Origin of the sequence: Paenibacillus humicola, from assembly GCF_028826105.1 — a bacterium.
GTDB lineage: Bacteria > Bacillota > Bacilli > Paenibacillales > Paenibacillaceae > Paenibacillus_Z > Paenibacillus_Z humicola.
In genome coordinates this window covers 3,113,478-3,129,643 of the sequence record NZ_JAQGPL010000001.1, presented here as the reverse complement: position 1 = coordinate 3,129,643, position 16,166 = coordinate 3,113,478, and the positions used below count along the sequence as shown (strand labels likewise).

Genomic DNA, 16,166 nt, shown 5'->3' with positions numbered 1-16,166 from the left:
GAGCAAATCTTTGCGCGCCATGGGGTTTGACCACAGCTTTTTGTCCGAGAGTCTTTGCAGTTCCACTCGGCGAAGACTCTTTTTTAGTTTATGCCGGAAAAAGATTTCTTTATACTCCAATACTACCACTTGTCCCATTCTGAATCCATGGACTAAATAGGCAATTACCGTGATTTCTCAGTGTGCAGCACGCTTTTCAAACTCCTTATACACTTCATCATAAAAAGTATCCGTCGGGGGATCTTCCAGCCGTTGATATCGTGCCAGAAATTCATTCCAAAACTCATCGAAGGATACGTTTACTTGCCTTGGATATAGGACTCTAAGTGTTACAAACCGATCCCATACCTGTCTTCGGAAATATTCCATTTGACATCACCCTCCAATTAAAATCATGATGCTTTCCTTTATCAAGGTATGGGCAAATCATGTATTGATAACGGCATGTGCCCAAACATTTTTATTTTCCTTGGAAATACGTGATCCCAACAGTTAAAGCGCGGAATCGGGAGCGCAAATAATCGTTGAGTAAATAAACTCGGAATAGGTTATAATACCCCTAAAATTGGAAAAGGGGACTGTTTGGTGGGATTTGTTGGAGGAATCGTAGCTAATGTTGGATATGTCTTGATTATGTTATTATTAAGCGGTATAGTTACTCTCTTTATGGAAGCAAAAAGATATGAAAAGGCAGAGATGAAAAGGGAGCATAAGGTATCCAGGATTATTGGTTGGTTCAACATTGCATTAGCGATCATGTTATTTTTAATAAACTGGATATACGGAAAATTGACCATGTAGTTAGGAGGAGTACCATCGAAATGACACTACCCGTTTGGTGCGCCCGGGACTATTCGGCTTGCGTGTACGGCAACCGGCATTTTGGATATCCGCTGTGACGGACATAGATGCGGCATGCGAAACGCCTTCTGACGCGCCGGCTGTTTATCAACCGTACTGCAACCAACCCCGTCGAGCTCAAAATGGAGCATAGCCGTCGCCAAAATTACAAGAATAAGATTTTTTCAGATGTTTTCTCTTATAAATAAAGGTCTGTCGCATTGACAGACCTTGTTTTTTGATTTTGTCATTTGACAGAGACTAGCCTTCGACTTTTATGACACGAAATCACATTTCGCCGTACAATTCGCCGTTTCCAGCTGCTCTGACGAATGTTGAGTTACCAGGACCAACGTATTTGTAGTCTGAGATTTCTTGCATCAAGCCGCCGAATACTTTGCCTGTGATTTCTTCAGCAAGGCGGTCTTTGTCAGTGCCTGTGCCAGGCACAACGAAGTAGTCCCCAGCGAGGAAATTGAGGACGACCGTGCCTTCCACGTCGAACTCACCCATCAAGCCGAAGCCGCGCCAAGCTTTGTGATCAATGACGTAGTCCTATGCTTGTTCGATATCTCAATCGAACGCTAATCTAATCGGATGTCGAATCTTTTATTCGTTTGGCCGCACGTCCTCGATTGGGTCGTCGGGCAATCAAAAGAATTAATTCGACAAGAAGAAGGGGAAGGGTTATACGCGCGGGATAGGCCAGGTAGCGCGGCTCCCATTTTGGACGGAATTTTTCTTTATAATGACGAAGGCCTTTAAAACCATACCAATGTCCTCCGTATTCATATACCCGGTTTGCCAGCTTTTCCTCGCGCATGGCGGCACGCGCTACGCCGACGCTGGCCAGGGGCGCCATGCCTAGATTAAAGAAGGAATATCCCTGGTCACGAGACCATTCCAACAAACGAATAAACAGGAAGTCCATTGTCCCGTTTGGGGTATCCGTTAGATGACGCATCAGGTCGACGGACATGGTCCGCAGGTTGTCATGACTCGGCGCAAGCGATGCAAAAGCGATTGCCTGTCCATCCGGCGCCAGCAGTAACGCAATCGGCGATTCCTGCAAATAGGCAGGCTCAAACCAGCCAAGCGAAAATCCTTTTTCCCGCCGACCTTTTAACCATTCATTCGAGATCGGGCGAAGACGCTCCAGAATTTGTTTGTCATGCGGAGGCTGCAGGACATCAAACTGAAAGCCATCGCGTTCAAAGCGATTGTTGACATTGCGAAGATTCGTATTGGCCTTTCCGGACAGCGTAAAGGTCGACAGGTTCACGAGCGCTTCTTCCCCCAATTTGAAAAACCGGTAGCCGTTCTCGTGATAAATCGGAAGATACGCCGGAGACACTTGGTAAAATACGACTTCCAAATCGTATAAATCCGCAAGGTGCTGGCACTCTTGAATACCGTCATTAATGAGCGACAGATCACCGATCGGATCGCCAAGAACGACAAACTTGTTGCGGATGATGGAATAGGGAATGAGAACGCGGTCACCGCATGCCCAGAAAAAGCTTTTGTCGCCGGCAAACAACATATGTGTCAGCAGGCTGCCTTGTGTTTCGCTTAAAAAGCCGCGCAGCTTATCCAGGTCGGCTGCCGAGGCCCCGCGCGCAACAAGCCTATTCGGCCGAAACAGAAGAGCGAGTGATAAGAGAAGCCACGTCATCCCGAGTCCCGTTACGATGGCAACGGTATGCTCAGTCGGGTTCAAAATCAGGTGAAGGTAGCGATGTTTCGGGAGATGGTAAATAAATTTGGGCATGGTGCCGGCGGCAACGAAATCATAAATATAAGCGATAACAAGTGTGGTTACAGCCCAGACAGCCACGCGTTCACGGTTGATTGGAGCCCCAATCCTGTAAAAACGCTCTCGCGATAAATATAGGAGCAGGGCTACAAAGAGCAAGAAGATCGCTTCTTCAAAATCAAACGCTTTGGAGAATGTAAATAAGGCTCCGGCGCACAACAGACCAAGCGTCCATTGGTATGCCCGTTTAACCCGACGGGAAATTCCCCAGGAAAGAACGATCAGCATCAAGCCAATAATGACGCTCAACTGGTGGGATAAACGCATCAGCGGTGCTGACAGAAGCTCCTCGGCGAAGCGCAGCCTGTTGAGGAGGCCGGGAGTCGCAGCCGAAAGAAGCAGGACAGCTCCGCTTAGGAATACCAGTTTGCCGAGCGCCCACGCGCCGAATTCAGATATCCAGGCGTGCTGCCCGGGAAATTCCCAGAACCGCTGCCAGCCGTTAAGCGACTCTTCAACTGTGTGCATGTCGGTCTCTGTCGTTTTGCGCCGGTCCTGCGTGAATTCGAAGACACCCAAAACGAGTCCAATGAGCCAAGGGACCAGGTAGTACATGATGCGAAATAACACAAGCACCGCGGCGGTTTTCTCTGGCGCGTAGCCAAGTGCCTGAAGGCCTAGAAGCGCAATAAGGTCAAATCCGCCGATGCCGCCGGGCGCCAGGCTTACGAGGCCGGCTGCGGCTGCGACAGTGTAAATGCCCATCGCCGTACGAAAAGGAAGATCCGGAAGTAGTGTAGATGCGATCATCCAGAACACAACGCCGGAAAACGCCCATTCGACCGCAGAGATACCCACGGATGCAGCAATGGTGGATATGTTCATCCGCGGCAGGCCACGGTTCAGCCATTTAGCATAAAATGGCGTACGTTGAAACAGCAAGAGGCCGGGCAGGTAAAGGGCAATCGCCCAGACGGCATACAACGTCCAATGATGAGATCGGATCACGGCATGGATTGGAAATAACCCGGTCAAATCTCCCCAAGCCAGCAGCGATATCCCCGAAATGGTAACGGTGGATAGGAAGGCTATGCAAGCCGTAATAATCGGAACAGAAATGCCGCGGCTGCGGTATAAGTATGTCCGCAGCGCGGCTCCGGCAATGCCGGCGAATCCGATGACGTTGTTTGATGTATTGGCAATCCACGCAAAGCGGAAAGTTGTCCAGCCCCCAATGGAAAGCCGGAAATGGCGGCGAAGAACAAATTCATAGCCGCTTACCGACGCAACCGCGGCAAGGGACAAAGCAATGAGCAGGAGTAGCCTTGACGGCTCGAGGTGTCGCAGGACATGCAGCGTGGCTGCCCAGTCAATGCGGCGGAGCTCGGCTTGACCCTCCCAAATGATCAGTCCGATAATGGCGATTGGGATCAAAATTTGTATAATTTTTAAGCGATACAGTGTAGACAGGAGCTTCAGCGCCTTGAGGCGCGGGAGCTCCCTTTTTATTTCTGTCATTCCTTTTCTCCCCAAACGTCGTCGTATTTGTAGTATACCCTTATGGGCTGCCATTTCAAAGCGAGGAGAAAACCAATGTAAAGAAATTTTTAATTCAAATGAACCATTTCATAAAAAACATCGTCTTTTCATTTATACACCACTACCTAAAGAAAGAGGCAAACATCATGCTAAGTATCGATTATCATTTGTTCCAGGCCATTAATGGAGTTGCTGGGCATTTTGCGTTTTTGGATGAAATCATGAGGTTATTAGCCAACGACGGCGAGTATGTCTTCTTTTTGGGTATCATCGTGTACTGGTTTTCGCGCACCCGGCAAAATCGCCGCATGGTTGTGGAGGCGCTGTTTTCGGCTTGTATTGCATTAGGAGTTGCGGCAATCTTGGGTAGTCTATTCTATCGGAACCGGCCGTTTGTCGACCATCATGTTCATCTGCTTATCCAGCATGCCGCGAATGCGTCCTTTCCGAGTGATCATGCAACCGCAGCTTTTGTAGTAGCAACTGTGATTTGGTGTCATCGTCGTAAGGACGGATGGGCTTGGTTGGCCCTGGCTGCCGGAATATCCGTTTCACGGGTTTGGACAGGCGTTCATTATCCCTCGGATGTCATTTCAGGATTTATTTTGGGCACGGGAACCGCCATCGCCATTCAGACTTGTCATGAAAAATCAATATGGTTACAAAGAGGCTCGACCCAGATTATTCGGCTGTATGAGGGGATTGAAGGAAAGGTTTGGCCAAGCAATACAAAGACAAATCATGAAATGAAATCATAATTACTTTGCGATGAAGAAACTGATTGAAGCCGTTATGCAGCGCGCGGCTATCCTGACCATTGTCGTGGCGCTGCTTCTGGCTTGGGGAGCGGTTGCGGCGGTCAAAAAAAGAAGAAAGGGGCAACAAGTGAGAAAGTTACTATTTAACTTGTTTATATCCGCATTTGGCATCTTGTTATATGTTTTGATGATTTATGGTCATGAATCGATAGTTGTAAAAATACTCATTACTGAATTTGGTTCGTTCGCCTTGGGCTATAGTGGGATTTCCATGCTTAATTCGATGAAAAATGAAGATAAAAACGATAAGTAGATCATCCTCATCAAGAAGTTTTTCAGCTAAATAGGGAGAGGCATCGATTCTGTCCTATTGGCCACTTCTTCCTTTTTCCACTCCGGCACCTCGATGATTTCGCCCGTTCGCGCGGCCAGATATCCGCCTAATACCATGGCGATTGAACCGACCATTGCAGAAACGGCTCTAGCGCCCGAATGTCCTTTAGATCCGGAAGCTGTGCTAATTGCTCGAAAAGATACATCAGGTAATGGAATGGATGCAATCCGTTCTCCTTGGCCGTTTCGAGGACGCTGTAAATCGCTGCACTTGCATTCGCGCCCCGTGGCGTGTTGACAAAAAGCCAGTCTTTCCTCCAGATCACAAACGGTTTGATCGATTGCTCTCCCCGATTGTTGTTGTCTAGCTATACGCGTCCGTCTTTTAAAAACGCCGTCAGTTTCTCCCATTGGTTAAGACTGTAATTGAGGTTTACACAAATTTTGCGATATTGATAATAATAGCTATAACAATTGTCGGACGACAAGAACATGTATACATAAAAAGTCGCATAAATGGTCTTACCCCCGTCAAGTAGACAGTGAAAAAAGTCGGATTATGCAACGGCCGTTTCCCGGTACTCAACCGGGGGACGGTTTTTTAGTTTCTTCTGAAATCTGTTGTGGTTGTAAAACTCAATGTACTCTTCAATCGCTATGTAAAGCGAGTCAGCTGTTTTGGGGCGAACAAGATAGATTTTTTCTGTCTTCAGATGTGAAAAGAAAGATTCTATACATGCATTATCATGACAGTTTCCACGTCTAGAATGACTTGCTATCATCCCATACTCCTCTAATCGCTTGTTATAGTGCTTTGTTGTATATTGAAATCCTTGGTCTGAATGCAGCATAGTGCCTTGGAGTTCTGCGGCACCATGAAGCTTCTTGTCAACATCAGTTGAAAATTCCCCAAAACAATCACTCGAAAATTCCCCAAATTCATCGGTCGGCTTCTGCGTCTCCTGACGGTTCAGGACGGAAGAAGCCGGCCTTTTTCTTCTCCCTGATGCGGTAGCTTTCGCCCTTAATGTTGACGGTACTGGAGTGGTGGAGGAGGCGATCGAGGATCGCCGTAGCCAGCACGGAATCACCGAAGATGTCGCCCCAGGCACCGAATGTTTTGTTAGATGTAAGCAGGATCGAGCCGCGCTCATATCGCTCCGAGACAATCTGGAAGAAGAAGTGAGCTGCTGTTTCGTCCATCTTGCGGTACCCAATCTCATCGACGATGAGCAGGTCGGGCTTGATGAACATCTTGATCTTCTGCTTAATCGTGTTCGTCAAATGAGCAGATTGCAGCGTCTGTACCAGGTCATGCGCCGTAATGAAATAGACGGTGTACCGCCGCTTGATCGCCTCGAGCCCAAGTGCCACAGCCAAGTGTGTCTTTCCCACACCCGGGGGACCAAGGAAGATGAGATTCTCCTGGTGCTCCACAAAGCGGAGTGTAGACAGATCCCGGATTCGGCGCTCGTCAACAGACGGCTGGAAGGCAAAGTCGAACTGGTCCAGCGTCTTACGAAACGGCAGGTGGGCAAGGCGCGTTCGCGTTTGAATGAACCGGTCATGCTTGAATAGTAATTCTTCGGCCAGAAGCTTGTCCAAAAACTCCAGATACGGTATATTCGCTTTAGACGCTTCTTCGGCGTGCTGATGGATGATTTCCGGTATGCGGACCCACCCAAAGTGGCGGATCGCCGCCTCCAATCTCTCTTGCAGAATCATTGGAACACCGCCTCTTCCATGAGCGATTCGTAGACCGAAAGCGAGCGTTCCAACACTTCTGGTGCTGCTTGTGGGACATAACGAGGCGTGGGCTCTCCAACCGGACGACTCGATGTACTGCGAATGCCCTCGAAGTGTTTTTTATTGCTGACGATTTGATGCCGCCCCATGGATTTCGGATGCTCGGCGACGAGTTCTCCGCCGCAGTAGAAACGAAGCGTGCCGTTTTTCTCATCCTCGATTTCCACCACAGAGCCGACGTACTGAAACGGTACGGTATACCGATTCGCTTCGAATGAGACGTAGCAGTCGCTCGAAACCTTGCGCTGATGCCGCTCGGCGTAGGCGAAGCGGACCTCGGTGACCGGGCTGAGCGTCTCTTCTTTCCACATCTCCCAAGGCACTCGGAAGGTTGTACCGTGCAGCCGCCGGTTGGCGATGGCATCCATCCAGTGACGCGCCTGTGTATTGAGATCCTGCAGTCCGGTGAAGGTGCTTATGCGCGGCCAGAAGTTCTTGCGTACATAGCCGACGCCGTTTTCCACTTTCCCTTTGGTGCGTGCCCGGTACGGTTTGCAACGGCGCAGCGTGAAGCCGTAATGCCCGGCAAACCGGGCGAACTGCTCATTCCAGATGGTTTCGCCGCTTTCGTCCTGCCCGGTGACGACGGTCTTCATATTGTCGTACAGACAGGTTCGGGTCACGCCGCCGAAGAACTCGAACGCTCTCGAATGACAACCCATGAGCGTGTCCAGCCGACTGTCCTCCGTAAACTCCACATACAACGCCCGCGAGTAGCCCAGCACCATGATGAAGGCATACAGCCTTTTCAGCCGGCCGTCTTGCTCAATTTTGAATTCGCCCCAGTCCACCTGCGCCTGCTCACCGGGCTGCGTTTCGAACCGCTCGGTCGCTTTCGACAGGACGGCCGGCCTCAGGGGCTGCATGAAGAGACGAAGCATGGTACTGCCGCCGGTATAGCCTTTCGCCCGAATTTCGTCCAGGATGACCATGGCATTCAGGCAGCCTTCCGCCATACGGCGCTTTATGTAATCTTTGTAGGGGTCCAATTTCCCCGCTGTCGGCTTACGTTTTGGGTAGCCCCCCGGCTCGCCTGCCTGCAGCCACTTCCGAATCGTCTTGCGATCCTTCCCCAGTTCATCTGCGATTTGTGTGATGCTCATGCCTCTTTCCCTCATATCCTTCATCTTGTAAAACTCCCCGTTCTTGACCAATCTCGACTCTCTCCCTCCGGAGAGTATGTCGGCGGTGGGTGGGGAATTTTCAAGCGATGATATTGGGGATTTTACTACCGATTCTCACATTCTCAAGCGTCTGCATGACGAGCTTCAAATCATTACGTATTGAAAGGTGCCAGGCGACAATTTCGTTATTGTAGAGATCTTGAATCACTGACAGGTAATAGAACTGTTCTCCTGCGCGAACATAAGTAATATCGGTAACCAGTTTGTGAATGGGTCTATCTGACTGAAACTCCCTATCGAGGCGATTAGGGTTTACAACGCACACTTCTTTGCTGAAGAAGCGTCTTTTCTTACGTATAACCGACTGGATCCCGAGACGCTTCATCAATCTATAGACTCGTTTACGGTTAATGTGTAAGCCTTCTTTTCGCAGTGCTGTAGTCATTCTAATGTAGCCGTAGTAAGGATGGAGACGATGTATGGCCATGATATGATCCCTTACCGTCTGTTCTGCTTGTCGTCTTGAGTTTCTTTGAGCACAGGTCTTAAGCCATTTGTAATAGCCTGCACGAGAGACCTGAGCAATCTCAAGCAGCCAGCGTAAAGGGAACCGCTGACGCATCTCTTGAATGATCGGAAACCGTTCGCCTTTTTGCGTCACTCCTTGTGTAGATTTGGATACTGCTTTTTTAGATATTCATTCTCCGCTTTCAAATAAACCAGTTCTTCTTCCAGACTTGCGAACCTCGTTTTAGGCCTTCCTTTGCGGAACGTGTTCTGTCCACGGCCATCTTCTAACGAAACTCCATTTTGGGATTTCTTAACCCAATCCAATACCTGACATTTACTACGTATATTCAATTGCTTTGCTACTTCTCGTGAACTTACCCCTGACTCATAAAGGCGAATGGCTTCACTTTTTAATTGCTCTGTGTATTGGATAAATACTTGTCCCTTTTTTGCCATGTAAAAATCCCCTCCGGTTGCAGCTTTCAAGTCCATTGTACCAGTGGACTTTTCTTCACTGTCAACCATAAGGGGATAATATCAAAACTGCGGCTCTTTTATTTTTTGTATAGAAGTTCTTGTCTTGAGCTCACGACAAGAACTTCTATACAAAGCCGTATTAGGACAAGAACTTCTATACAGCCCCGTGATTCCCGTAAAAGCACGATTTATTGAGCTAACCGGCAGGATTGTTCCAATAAATGTTAATATATATAGACAAGGAGGCGAAGTATATGTTGCCAATTAATTTTGAAACAGAGCGGTTAATTTTGCGATTATTTGAACAGAGTGATGCCAAATCAGTACAGCAGTTAGCTGGGCATGAAGAGGTTGCTCGAACCACCCTGTCAATTCCTCATCCTTATCCAGATGGGACCGCTGAAGCTTGGATTGAACGGACCCGTAATGCTGCACAAAATGGTGATATATTTTCTTTTGCATTGATTAAAAAAGAAGACAGTTTACTAATCGGTTGTGTTAGTTTGCGTGTATCTAAAGCAGACAATCAAGCTGAGATGGCTTATTGGGTGGGTCGTCCGTTTTGGGGATTGGGATTTGCTACAGAAGCAGCAAAGAGAATTGTTACTTTTGGATTTGAAGACCTCCAACTAAATCGTATTTACGCCGCTGCAATGACGAAAAATCCGGCATCATATAAAGTAATGAGTAAAATTGGAATGCAATACAAGGAGACACTTCCTAAACATATTATAAAGTCGGAGGTTTATGAAGACCTCGTCCTTTACGACCTGATCAATCCAACATAAACTCATGAAGCAACGAAAGACGCTAGTTCAACTTCGAAGGGGCAGCCGCGCGGCTGCCCTTTACTCAAGTAACTGGCAGATTAGTGCAACAGTGCAGCGTGTTAGGCATGAGTGTAGACGCGCCGTACCTAACCTTCCCCAGGGCATCTATGCCGAGCTAAGGGAAGCGATGAAAATTGGCGATCGTCTGTCGACTGACATGCGCGTGGTGCAAGGCAATATTTGGTATTAGTCTCTATTTCACGAAAATTTAGGTGCCGTAACAATCCTGCTAAATGCTAAAATGAGCAGGATTCTTGTTTTTTATCCCCAGGAGGCAGGACCCATACATAAAGACACGGGGCAACCTGGTTATATCCCTGTCAAGTAGAAAACTATAGGGTAATCGATTCACGGAACTCCATCGGTGAACGGTCGCCCATTTTTTGAACCTTTTCTGGTTGTAATAATATGCTTTTTCACTAAGGCATAGTAACAGATGCAATACAGTTCTACCGGGGAGCTTGATGTTCGATGCAGTTGTATCCACGACACAGCGAAGACAGACCCGGTTGGCTCAAGAAGTCTGTCATATACAATGTTTTCTATTCAGATGTGTACTTTAGCTTAATAAACAACGGGTTTAATTAGGTTGCCAAATAGGTAATGAAATGAGTGATATACTTTATTTTAAGTAAACTTCATATTGAACATTTGAGAGAATTGACAGGAGGAACCAGTTGAATACTAACCAGAAAGCCATCGAACACCTCGAACGTAATGAATATGATGCAGCCTTGGCTCTTTTCAAAGAAGCTTTGAATGAATCGAGAAATGTTCAGTCTTTAACGAACCTTGCTTGGATTTATTATCACGAAGAAAGTGACACAGAAACTGCCCTGGAATTAGTTAAAGAAGCAATTATTCTAAATCCAGCTTCGCATTTTCCCTACAACCTTTTAGGTGAAATATATGTTGCGTTGGAAAGATGGGAAGATGCCTTGAATGTATTGTTGAACTCCATCGCAATTGAGCCATCCAAAGAAGCATACAATAATTTAGCCATAGCTATATATCATCTTGGGGAATTGGATGAAGCTTCAGCTTTATTTCTAAAAAGTGCCAAGCCTTCTGATTACACAATGTATAGTCACATAAAATGTTTGATTGAAATTGGTAAAGCGACCGAAGCAAAATGTAAGTTGGATGCCTTTTCGGAAAGTGATGATGATTTCGTAGGAGAAGTTCATGTTGCTGAACTGTACTTTGAGTTGCAATGTTTTTCTGAGGCAGTTAGTTGGTTTGAAAAATCATGGGACATATATTATAAGACTCCAGATTGGGTTTGTAGGTATATTTATTCATTAATTAAAACAAATTTATTGAATCGTGCGGTTGAAATAGCGAACGAATGTATCCAATTAAAAATAAACGATATTCAGGAAGAACATGCAGTTCAATGCAATGAGGATTGGACAGAGAGTGAAAAAGCCACATACATTAAGCAATTAGAAAATGACAAACAGGAATATGAAAGTATAATATATATGATTTCTAAAGGCTTTGTTCCACCGTTGAAATTTTCAACATCTTTAAGTTCAAGTTGTTATTTATATGGATGTTCAAGACATAACCACCCTGAATATAATGGTTGAATCTTTACAACGATGGAAATGGCGGTCAAATTCAGATTTTGGTGGTTCAACTCCTAACAGGGTGTGTTGTTTACACAAGTTGCGAGCCATGCCCAATGTGCTTAGGTGCTATATATTGGGCAAGACCGGATGCCGTTTACTATGCCTGCACAAAGGAAGACGCTGCTTCAATCGGATTCGATGATCGGTTCATCTATGAAGAAATTGCTCTTCCTTTGGATCAAAGGTCGATTCCAATGAAGCAACTCGTTACGAACGAAAGTATGGATCCTTTCATTTTGTGGAGAGGTTCTGAACACAAAGTTGAATATTAAGCTTGAATTTCTAAAGTAATGTTCTAGAGTGAAGGGCTAAAAAATTTGTCGGACGACAAGAGCATCTATACAAAGAAGTCGCATAAAATGCGGCTTTTTTAGTTATTGTATAGAATTTCTTGTCGTTTGTTCAAGACAAGAACTTCTATACAAAGCCGTATTAGGACAAGAACTTTTATATAAGGCCGGTGGGATTAAAACACGCGAGTTTTTATCTCGGGTACGATCGATAGTGGAGAAGCTACCGCGGCGCAGTTCATTTTTTGCTCAACAATGCATTCCTATTAAACAGTATAACTAAAAGTTGACTTTCCCTAAGCGCAAACGCCAGGTACACCACAAGACACTCTGGTGAGTTTATTTATAAAGCTGGATTTTGAGGCAATTTCAACGAAAATTCCGGAAGGAATGGTAGCTGATGAGGGCGAACAGTTTTAGCGACGGGATCAATGCCGAAGTAATGAAACACATGCTTTCAAAAGTTGGATTTTGTTCATAAAAATGTAAATCAGTTTAATCCCTTGCTGCTGCGGACTGTGCAGTGAGCCGAGTGCATGACGAAAATTCGTAAAGGAGGTGCGCAGCCATGTATTATGACCAATCGCCGTTTGAGGTGAAAGTGGAGTGGGGGCCAAGAGGAGCGTTGACCGCCTCCGAGCGGGGAGATCTCGTCGTTATGTAGACGTGCTCAGCTTTTCCTCGACCGTCGTGACCGCCGTCGACTGCGGCGCGATTCTTTATCCGTACCCGCCGCCGATTGATGAACAGGTGAAAGCTTTTGCGAAAGAGATGGACGCTCAGATCGTTTGGGGCAGGGCGGAGGCTGCCAGGTTCGGCGGACATTCCCTATCGCCGCTTTCCTTTACCGCTTCTGACAAAAGGCGGAAATTCGTCGTGTGCTCGCTCAACGGAGCGGCATGCGTTCGATTGGCCTCCAGCGTTCCCGCGCTTCTCATCGGCTGCCTGCTGAATGCAGCAGCGGCGGCCGAGGCTGCGAACCGGCTGATGGAAAAGCTGCATACGCCAATAACGGTCGTTCCGTGCGGCGAAAAATGGACGAACGTCGCAGATCCCGGGGAAACGTTCCGGCCTGCGATCGAGGATTTTCTGGGCGCCGGCGCGATTCTTTCCAGACTGAACGGCAGCAAATCGCCGGAAGCTGAGGTGTGTATCGGGGCGTACAGAAGCTTGAAAGACCTGATCGGGGAGCTCGTATGGGATTCGGCCAGCGGGCGTGAGCTTCGCGAACGCGGGTACGGGCAGGATGTCAAACACAGTATCCGGACGGATGCATCCTCCGCGGTTCCCATCCTGGAACGTAACCGGTTTATTCACGTGGACGCGTAACCTTTTGCTTCTCGGATGCGTCAGTATTTTAATGAAGACCTGGAAGCGGCTGCAAATATGGTTACATCTATTCCGGCTTTGAAAGGAAGAAGCGAGCATGGCCAAGTGGAGTTCTTTTATTTTTGCAGGAGTGTTCGCGGCCGCAGCATTGAGCGGTTGTCAAAGTCATGGCCCTTCGAATGAAAATGTTCATAGTGCATCTGTCTCGTCGTCAAGTCCTCCCGCCAGCAATGCCGGGCATGCTACTGCTGACGCCACAAAAGCGGACGAATACCCTGGACTAAAGGGGATTGTTGTCCATACGGCAAACGGTTACACTGCAGCATTTGAGAAAAAAAGCGATTTCAAGCCTTTTGCATCTCTTCTTACAGATATAAACAATCTTTATTGGATCGCTCCACGAGGAGGAGCAGGCATTAACCCGGATGATAGGCAGGCGAATAAGTCATCTAAAGTTCGGGCTATTGTTGAAAGCTCAAAAAGCAAACCCGATTATAAAGGGGACTTTATTCGTTTGGAATACAATCCTCAGGTGCCTGAAAAAGGAGAAAATACACTCGGTCACCAAGACATGCTGATCTATCAGGATACGAATCATGAGGAAAACGCCGATTTAGCTATTCAAGATCCGAAGCAAGCTGATCAATGGCTTATCTACATCCTTCCCGGTTACGGCCAGTGGTTATCCCGAGAACTGGAAATCATCAATCGAGTTTATTTCGGATTATAACCGAAACACCGCGCGCTGCGTGCGGCGCATGCTAAGCTGACGTACGAAGCGGAGGGGCGGATATGGTCGTTCGAGAGTTGAAATCGTTGGCGATTTTGGCCATTGTGATGGTAATCGGGATTGTGATATGGGCCGCTATCGAACATAAGAAAACAAGCGCAAACGATATCGTTTGGCTCGGAAAGGGGAAGAATTGGGACTATAAAATTGAATTGGTTCACAAACCGAACGATCAGGTTTTATTTCTTGGCGGCGTTCCCGGAGGGAAGCCGTGCACGGCGCCCGACTATGCGGTCGTCGTCAGCGAAGGACTGATTTATATCGGGCGGAAAGATGCGTATCGGTATGGAGCGTCTTTTGTCGGCCTGCCATCCTTTGTCAGCCCCGCATCGCAAATGTCCTCCGGCGACCCGAACGGACTTATGAAGCATAAACAGCTTGGCACGACGCACAGCGCCTGCTTCACGCAAGAACAGTGGAAACGCATGAAACGGGACCGATCAAATACCGTCAAGGTGACGGTTGAGGACGAATACGGCGCCGAAACGATTACGCTGAATACCGCCCGCTAGCTGTTGAGAACGTTAGAAGTCGTTTGCCAGCTTATAAAATGGCGATTGAGAAGGTGACCTTATGGGTGCTTTGGCCGTATTCTTAATCTTTGCCGGATTGTTCAATCTGCTCGCCCCTCGGGCGGCATGGCATGGCAGCATAGGATGGAAGCCGAGACAAGCCAAGCCGTCCGAGGCATATCTTGCACTTCATCGCATCGGAGGAGGAATCGCACGGCTCCTCGCACCCAGCACCCAGCACCCAGCACCCAGCAAGTTTATCCATGCCCCCCAACAATATGCAAAGAAACTTGTCATTGCAAAGCAGTTTCGTTATGCTGGATACATATCGGATTGATAACGCCTCAAGGGAGGTTGAAACCATGAAAGCAATTGCAGCCAATCAGCCGGGGAAGCCGGATTCGCTTCAGTTGATGGAGCTCCCCGTCCCGGAGCCGGGTCCGGGAGAAATCCGCGTACGCGTGAAAGCGGCGTCGCTAAATCCGGCCGACTATAAAGTGCTGGCGAACGGACTCCCCGCCTGGACGTACCCGCATATTCCGGGTCTCGACGTTGCAGGAGTCGTGGATGCCGTCGGACCTGGCGTCGAACGATGGCTGCCGGGGGACCGCGTCGTCTACCACGGCGATATGACAAAGCGCGGCGGCTATGCCGAATTTGCCGTGACGACGGCGCATACCGTGTCCGCGATACCGGAGCCGATCTCGTTCGTCGCCGCGGCCGCCTTCCCGTGCGCCGGCTTGACCGCATACCAGGCGCTCGTCCGGAAAATGAACATCCGCCAGGGCCAGACGATCTTCATCCATGCCGGTGCCGGCGGGGTGGGCGGCTTCGCGATTCAGCTCGCGCGCATCTTCGGCGCTTCGCGCATTATGACCAGCGCTTCACCCGGCAATGCCGACTTCGTGAAACGGCTGGGCGCGGACGATGTGATCGACTACAACTCGGAAGATGTCCATGCCCGCATTCTGGAATTGACCAGCGGTTTAGGCGCCGATCTGATTTTGAACACCTTGAACCGGGCGGCCGCGCAGGCCGACCTGTCGGCGATCGCCTTCGGCGGCCAGCTGGCATGCATAGCCGGCGCGCCGGAAACCGTAGCCGATTTTCAGCCGTCAACCAAAACGTTCACGCTCCATAAATTGATGCTCAACGGCGCGCACGGCAGCGGAAACCGTCCGGCCGAAAAGGATCTCGCACGAATGGGCGACGAATTCATGAAGCTGATGCTGGAGGGCCGGATCGACCCGATGATCGGCCAAACGATCGCGCTCGAGGATGTGCCGGAAGCGCTGGGCCGACTGGCGCAGCGGCATGTCCGCGGCAAAATCGTCATCGCGATGCAATAGGCGTCTATCGGCAGCGGAATGCCGAAGCAGCCGGATATCCGGCGTGGGTAATGCCGGGCCTGTTCCCAAGCAGGCCCGGCTTTTCTTTTGCATTGTGAACGGAACGTAGATTTGAACTGCGCACAATCGAAGCAAAAACCGTCCATTTCGCCTGCAGCCGGCACGGCGCCAACGCCCGCCAAACCTTGTTTTTTCCCGCATTTACAGGCCAGATCAAAATCTGTCACTTACATGCAGTCCGGCAGGCGGCTAATATGAGGATTTGTAAACGCTGCCGGGAACATACATC

General features: G+C 48.5%; 16 protein-coding genes and 3 pseudogenes. 11 read left to right on the top strand and 8 right to left on the bottom strand.

Annotation, left to right across the window (positions count from 1 at the left end; all coding sequences use genetic code 11):
- Window positions 1–585: 585 nt before the first annotated feature.
- Window positions 586–801: a CLC_0170 family protein gene (locus PD282_RS14355; protein WP_274651350.1), complete on the top strand. Its 216-nt coding sequence runs from the start codon at window positions 586–588 to the stop codon at window positions 799–801.
- A gap of 327 nt (window positions 802–1,128) precedes the next feature.
- Here PD282_RS14355 and PD282_RS14350 read toward each other — a convergent pair whose 3' ends face one another.
- Together PD282_RS14350 and mprF are read right to left on the bottom strand one after the other, a co-directional pair.
- Window positions 1,129–1,353, bottom strand: a complete 225-nt coding sequence (locus PD282_RS14350; protein WP_274651349.1) for a hypothetical protein — start codon at window positions 1,351–1,353, stop codon at window positions 1,129–1,131.
- A 76-nt stretch (window positions 1,354–1,429) separates the two neighbouring features.
- The gene (gene mprF / locus PD282_RS14345) at window positions 1,430–4,114 is read right to left on the bottom strand and encodes a bifunctional lysylphosphatidylglycerol flippase/synthetase MprF (protein WP_274651348.1); all 2,685 of its coding nucleotides are present in this window, start codon (window positions 4,112–4,114) and stop codon (window positions 1,430–1,432) included.
- Window positions 4,115–4,281: 167 nt separating this feature from the next.
- Between mprF and PD282_RS14340 the strand changes: the two genes are divergently transcribed.
- On the top strand, window positions 4,282–4,893 hold the full coding sequence (locus PD282_RS14340) for an undecaprenyl-diphosphatase (RefSeq protein WP_274651347.1): 612 nt from the start codon (window positions 4,282–4,284) through the stop codon (window positions 4,891–4,893).
- A gap of 10 nt (window positions 4,894–4,903) precedes the next feature.
- Window positions 4,904–5,206 carry a hypothetical protein gene (locus PD282_RS14335; protein ID WP_274651346.1) on the top strand — a complete coding sequence of 101 codons (303 nt, stop codon included), beginning with the start codon at window positions 4,904–4,906 and terminating at the stop codon, window positions 5,204–5,206.
- 127 nt (window positions 5,207–5,333) lie between these two features.
- Here the strand turns inward: PD282_RS14335 and PD282_RS14330 are convergent.
- From PD282_RS14330 to PD282_RS14305, 6 genes and pseudogenes are all read right to left on the bottom strand, one after another.
- Window positions 5,334–5,657: pseudogene (locus PD282_RS14330) on the bottom strand (IS66 family transposase); the annotation flags it as partial.
- Window positions 5,658–5,783: 126 nt separating this feature from the next.
- A pseudogene (locus PD282_RS14325) lies at window positions 5,784–6,113 on the bottom strand (IS3 family transposase); the annotation flags it as partial.
- Between the two features lie 52 nt (window positions 6,114–6,165).
- A complete protein-coding gene (gene istB / locus PD282_RS14320) occupies window positions 6,166–6,951 on the bottom strand; it encodes an IS21-like element helper ATPase IstB (RefSeq protein ID WP_274648771.1) in 786 nt (261 codons plus the stop codon).
- Window positions 6,948–8,150, bottom strand: coding sequence for an IS21 family transposase (istA, locus tag PD282_RS14315; protein ID WP_274654975.1), 1,203 nt, complete (start codon window positions 8,148–8,150; stop codon window positions 6,948–6,950). The genes istB and istA overlap by 4 nt, the downstream gene beginning before the upstream one ends.
- A gap of 85 nt (window positions 8,151–8,235) precedes the next feature.
- Window positions 8,236–8,817, bottom strand: a complete 582-nt coding sequence (locus PD282_RS14310) for an IS3 family transposase (RefSeq protein ID WP_274651345.1) — start codon at window positions 8,815–8,817, stop codon at window positions 8,236–8,238.
- Window positions 8,814–9,122, bottom strand: coding sequence for a transposase (locus tag PD282_RS14305; RefSeq protein ID WP_274651344.1), 309 nt, complete (start codon window positions 9,120–9,122; stop codon window positions 8,814–8,816). Before PD282_RS14305 ends, PD282_RS14310 begins: the two co-directional genes overlap by 4 nt.
- Before the next feature lie 275 nt (window positions 9,123–9,397).
- Between PD282_RS14305 and PD282_RS14300 the strand changes: the two genes are divergently transcribed.
- From PD282_RS14300 to PD282_RS14270, 8 genes and pseudogenes are all read left to right on the top strand, one after another.
- Complete coding sequence (locus tag PD282_RS14300; protein ID WP_274651343.1) at window positions 9,398–9,931, top strand: GNAT family N-acetyltransferase; 534 nt, start codon at window positions 9,398–9,400, stop codon at window positions 9,929–9,931.
- A 719-nt stretch (window positions 9,932–10,650) separates the two neighbouring features.
- On the top strand, window positions 10,651–11,565 hold the full coding sequence (locus PD282_RS14295; RefSeq protein ID WP_274651342.1) for a tetratricopeptide repeat protein: 915 nt from the start codon (window positions 10,651–10,653) through the stop codon (window positions 11,563–11,565).
- Window positions 11,566–11,618: 53 nt separating this feature from the next.
- Window positions 11,619–11,879 (top strand): annotated as a pseudogene (locus tag PD282_RS14290) (tRNA-specific adenosine deaminase); the annotation flags it as partial.
- A 684-nt stretch (window positions 11,880–12,563) separates the two neighbouring features.
- On the top strand, window positions 12,564–13,226 hold the full coding sequence (locus PD282_RS14285; protein ID WP_274651341.1) for a 2-phosphosulfolactate phosphatase: 663 nt from the start codon (window positions 12,564–12,566) through the stop codon (window positions 13,224–13,226).
- A 97-nt stretch (window positions 13,227–13,323) separates the two neighbouring features.
- Window positions 13,324–13,956, top strand: coding sequence for a hypothetical protein (locus tag PD282_RS14280; protein WP_274651340.1), 633 nt, complete (start codon window positions 13,324–13,326; stop codon window positions 13,954–13,956).
- 62 nt (window positions 13,957–14,018) lie between these two features.
- Window positions 14,019–14,528: a hypothetical protein gene (locus PD282_RS14275; protein WP_274651339.1), complete on the top strand. Its 510-nt coding sequence runs from the start codon at window positions 14,019–14,021 to the stop codon at window positions 14,526–14,528.
- 61 nt (window positions 14,529–14,589) lie between these two features.
- On the top strand, window positions 14,590–14,865 hold the full coding sequence (locus PD282_RS27375; RefSeq protein ID WP_338045192.1) for a DUF6199 family natural product biosynthesis protein: 276 nt from the start codon (window positions 14,590–14,592) through the stop codon (window positions 14,863–14,865).
- 25 nt (window positions 14,866–14,890) lie between these two features.
- Entirely contained in the window at window positions 14,891–15,877 is a 987-nt protein-coding gene (locus tag PD282_RS14270) for a zinc-binding dehydrogenase (protein WP_274651338.1), read from the top strand.
- Window positions 15,878–16,166: the final 289 nt, after the last annotated feature.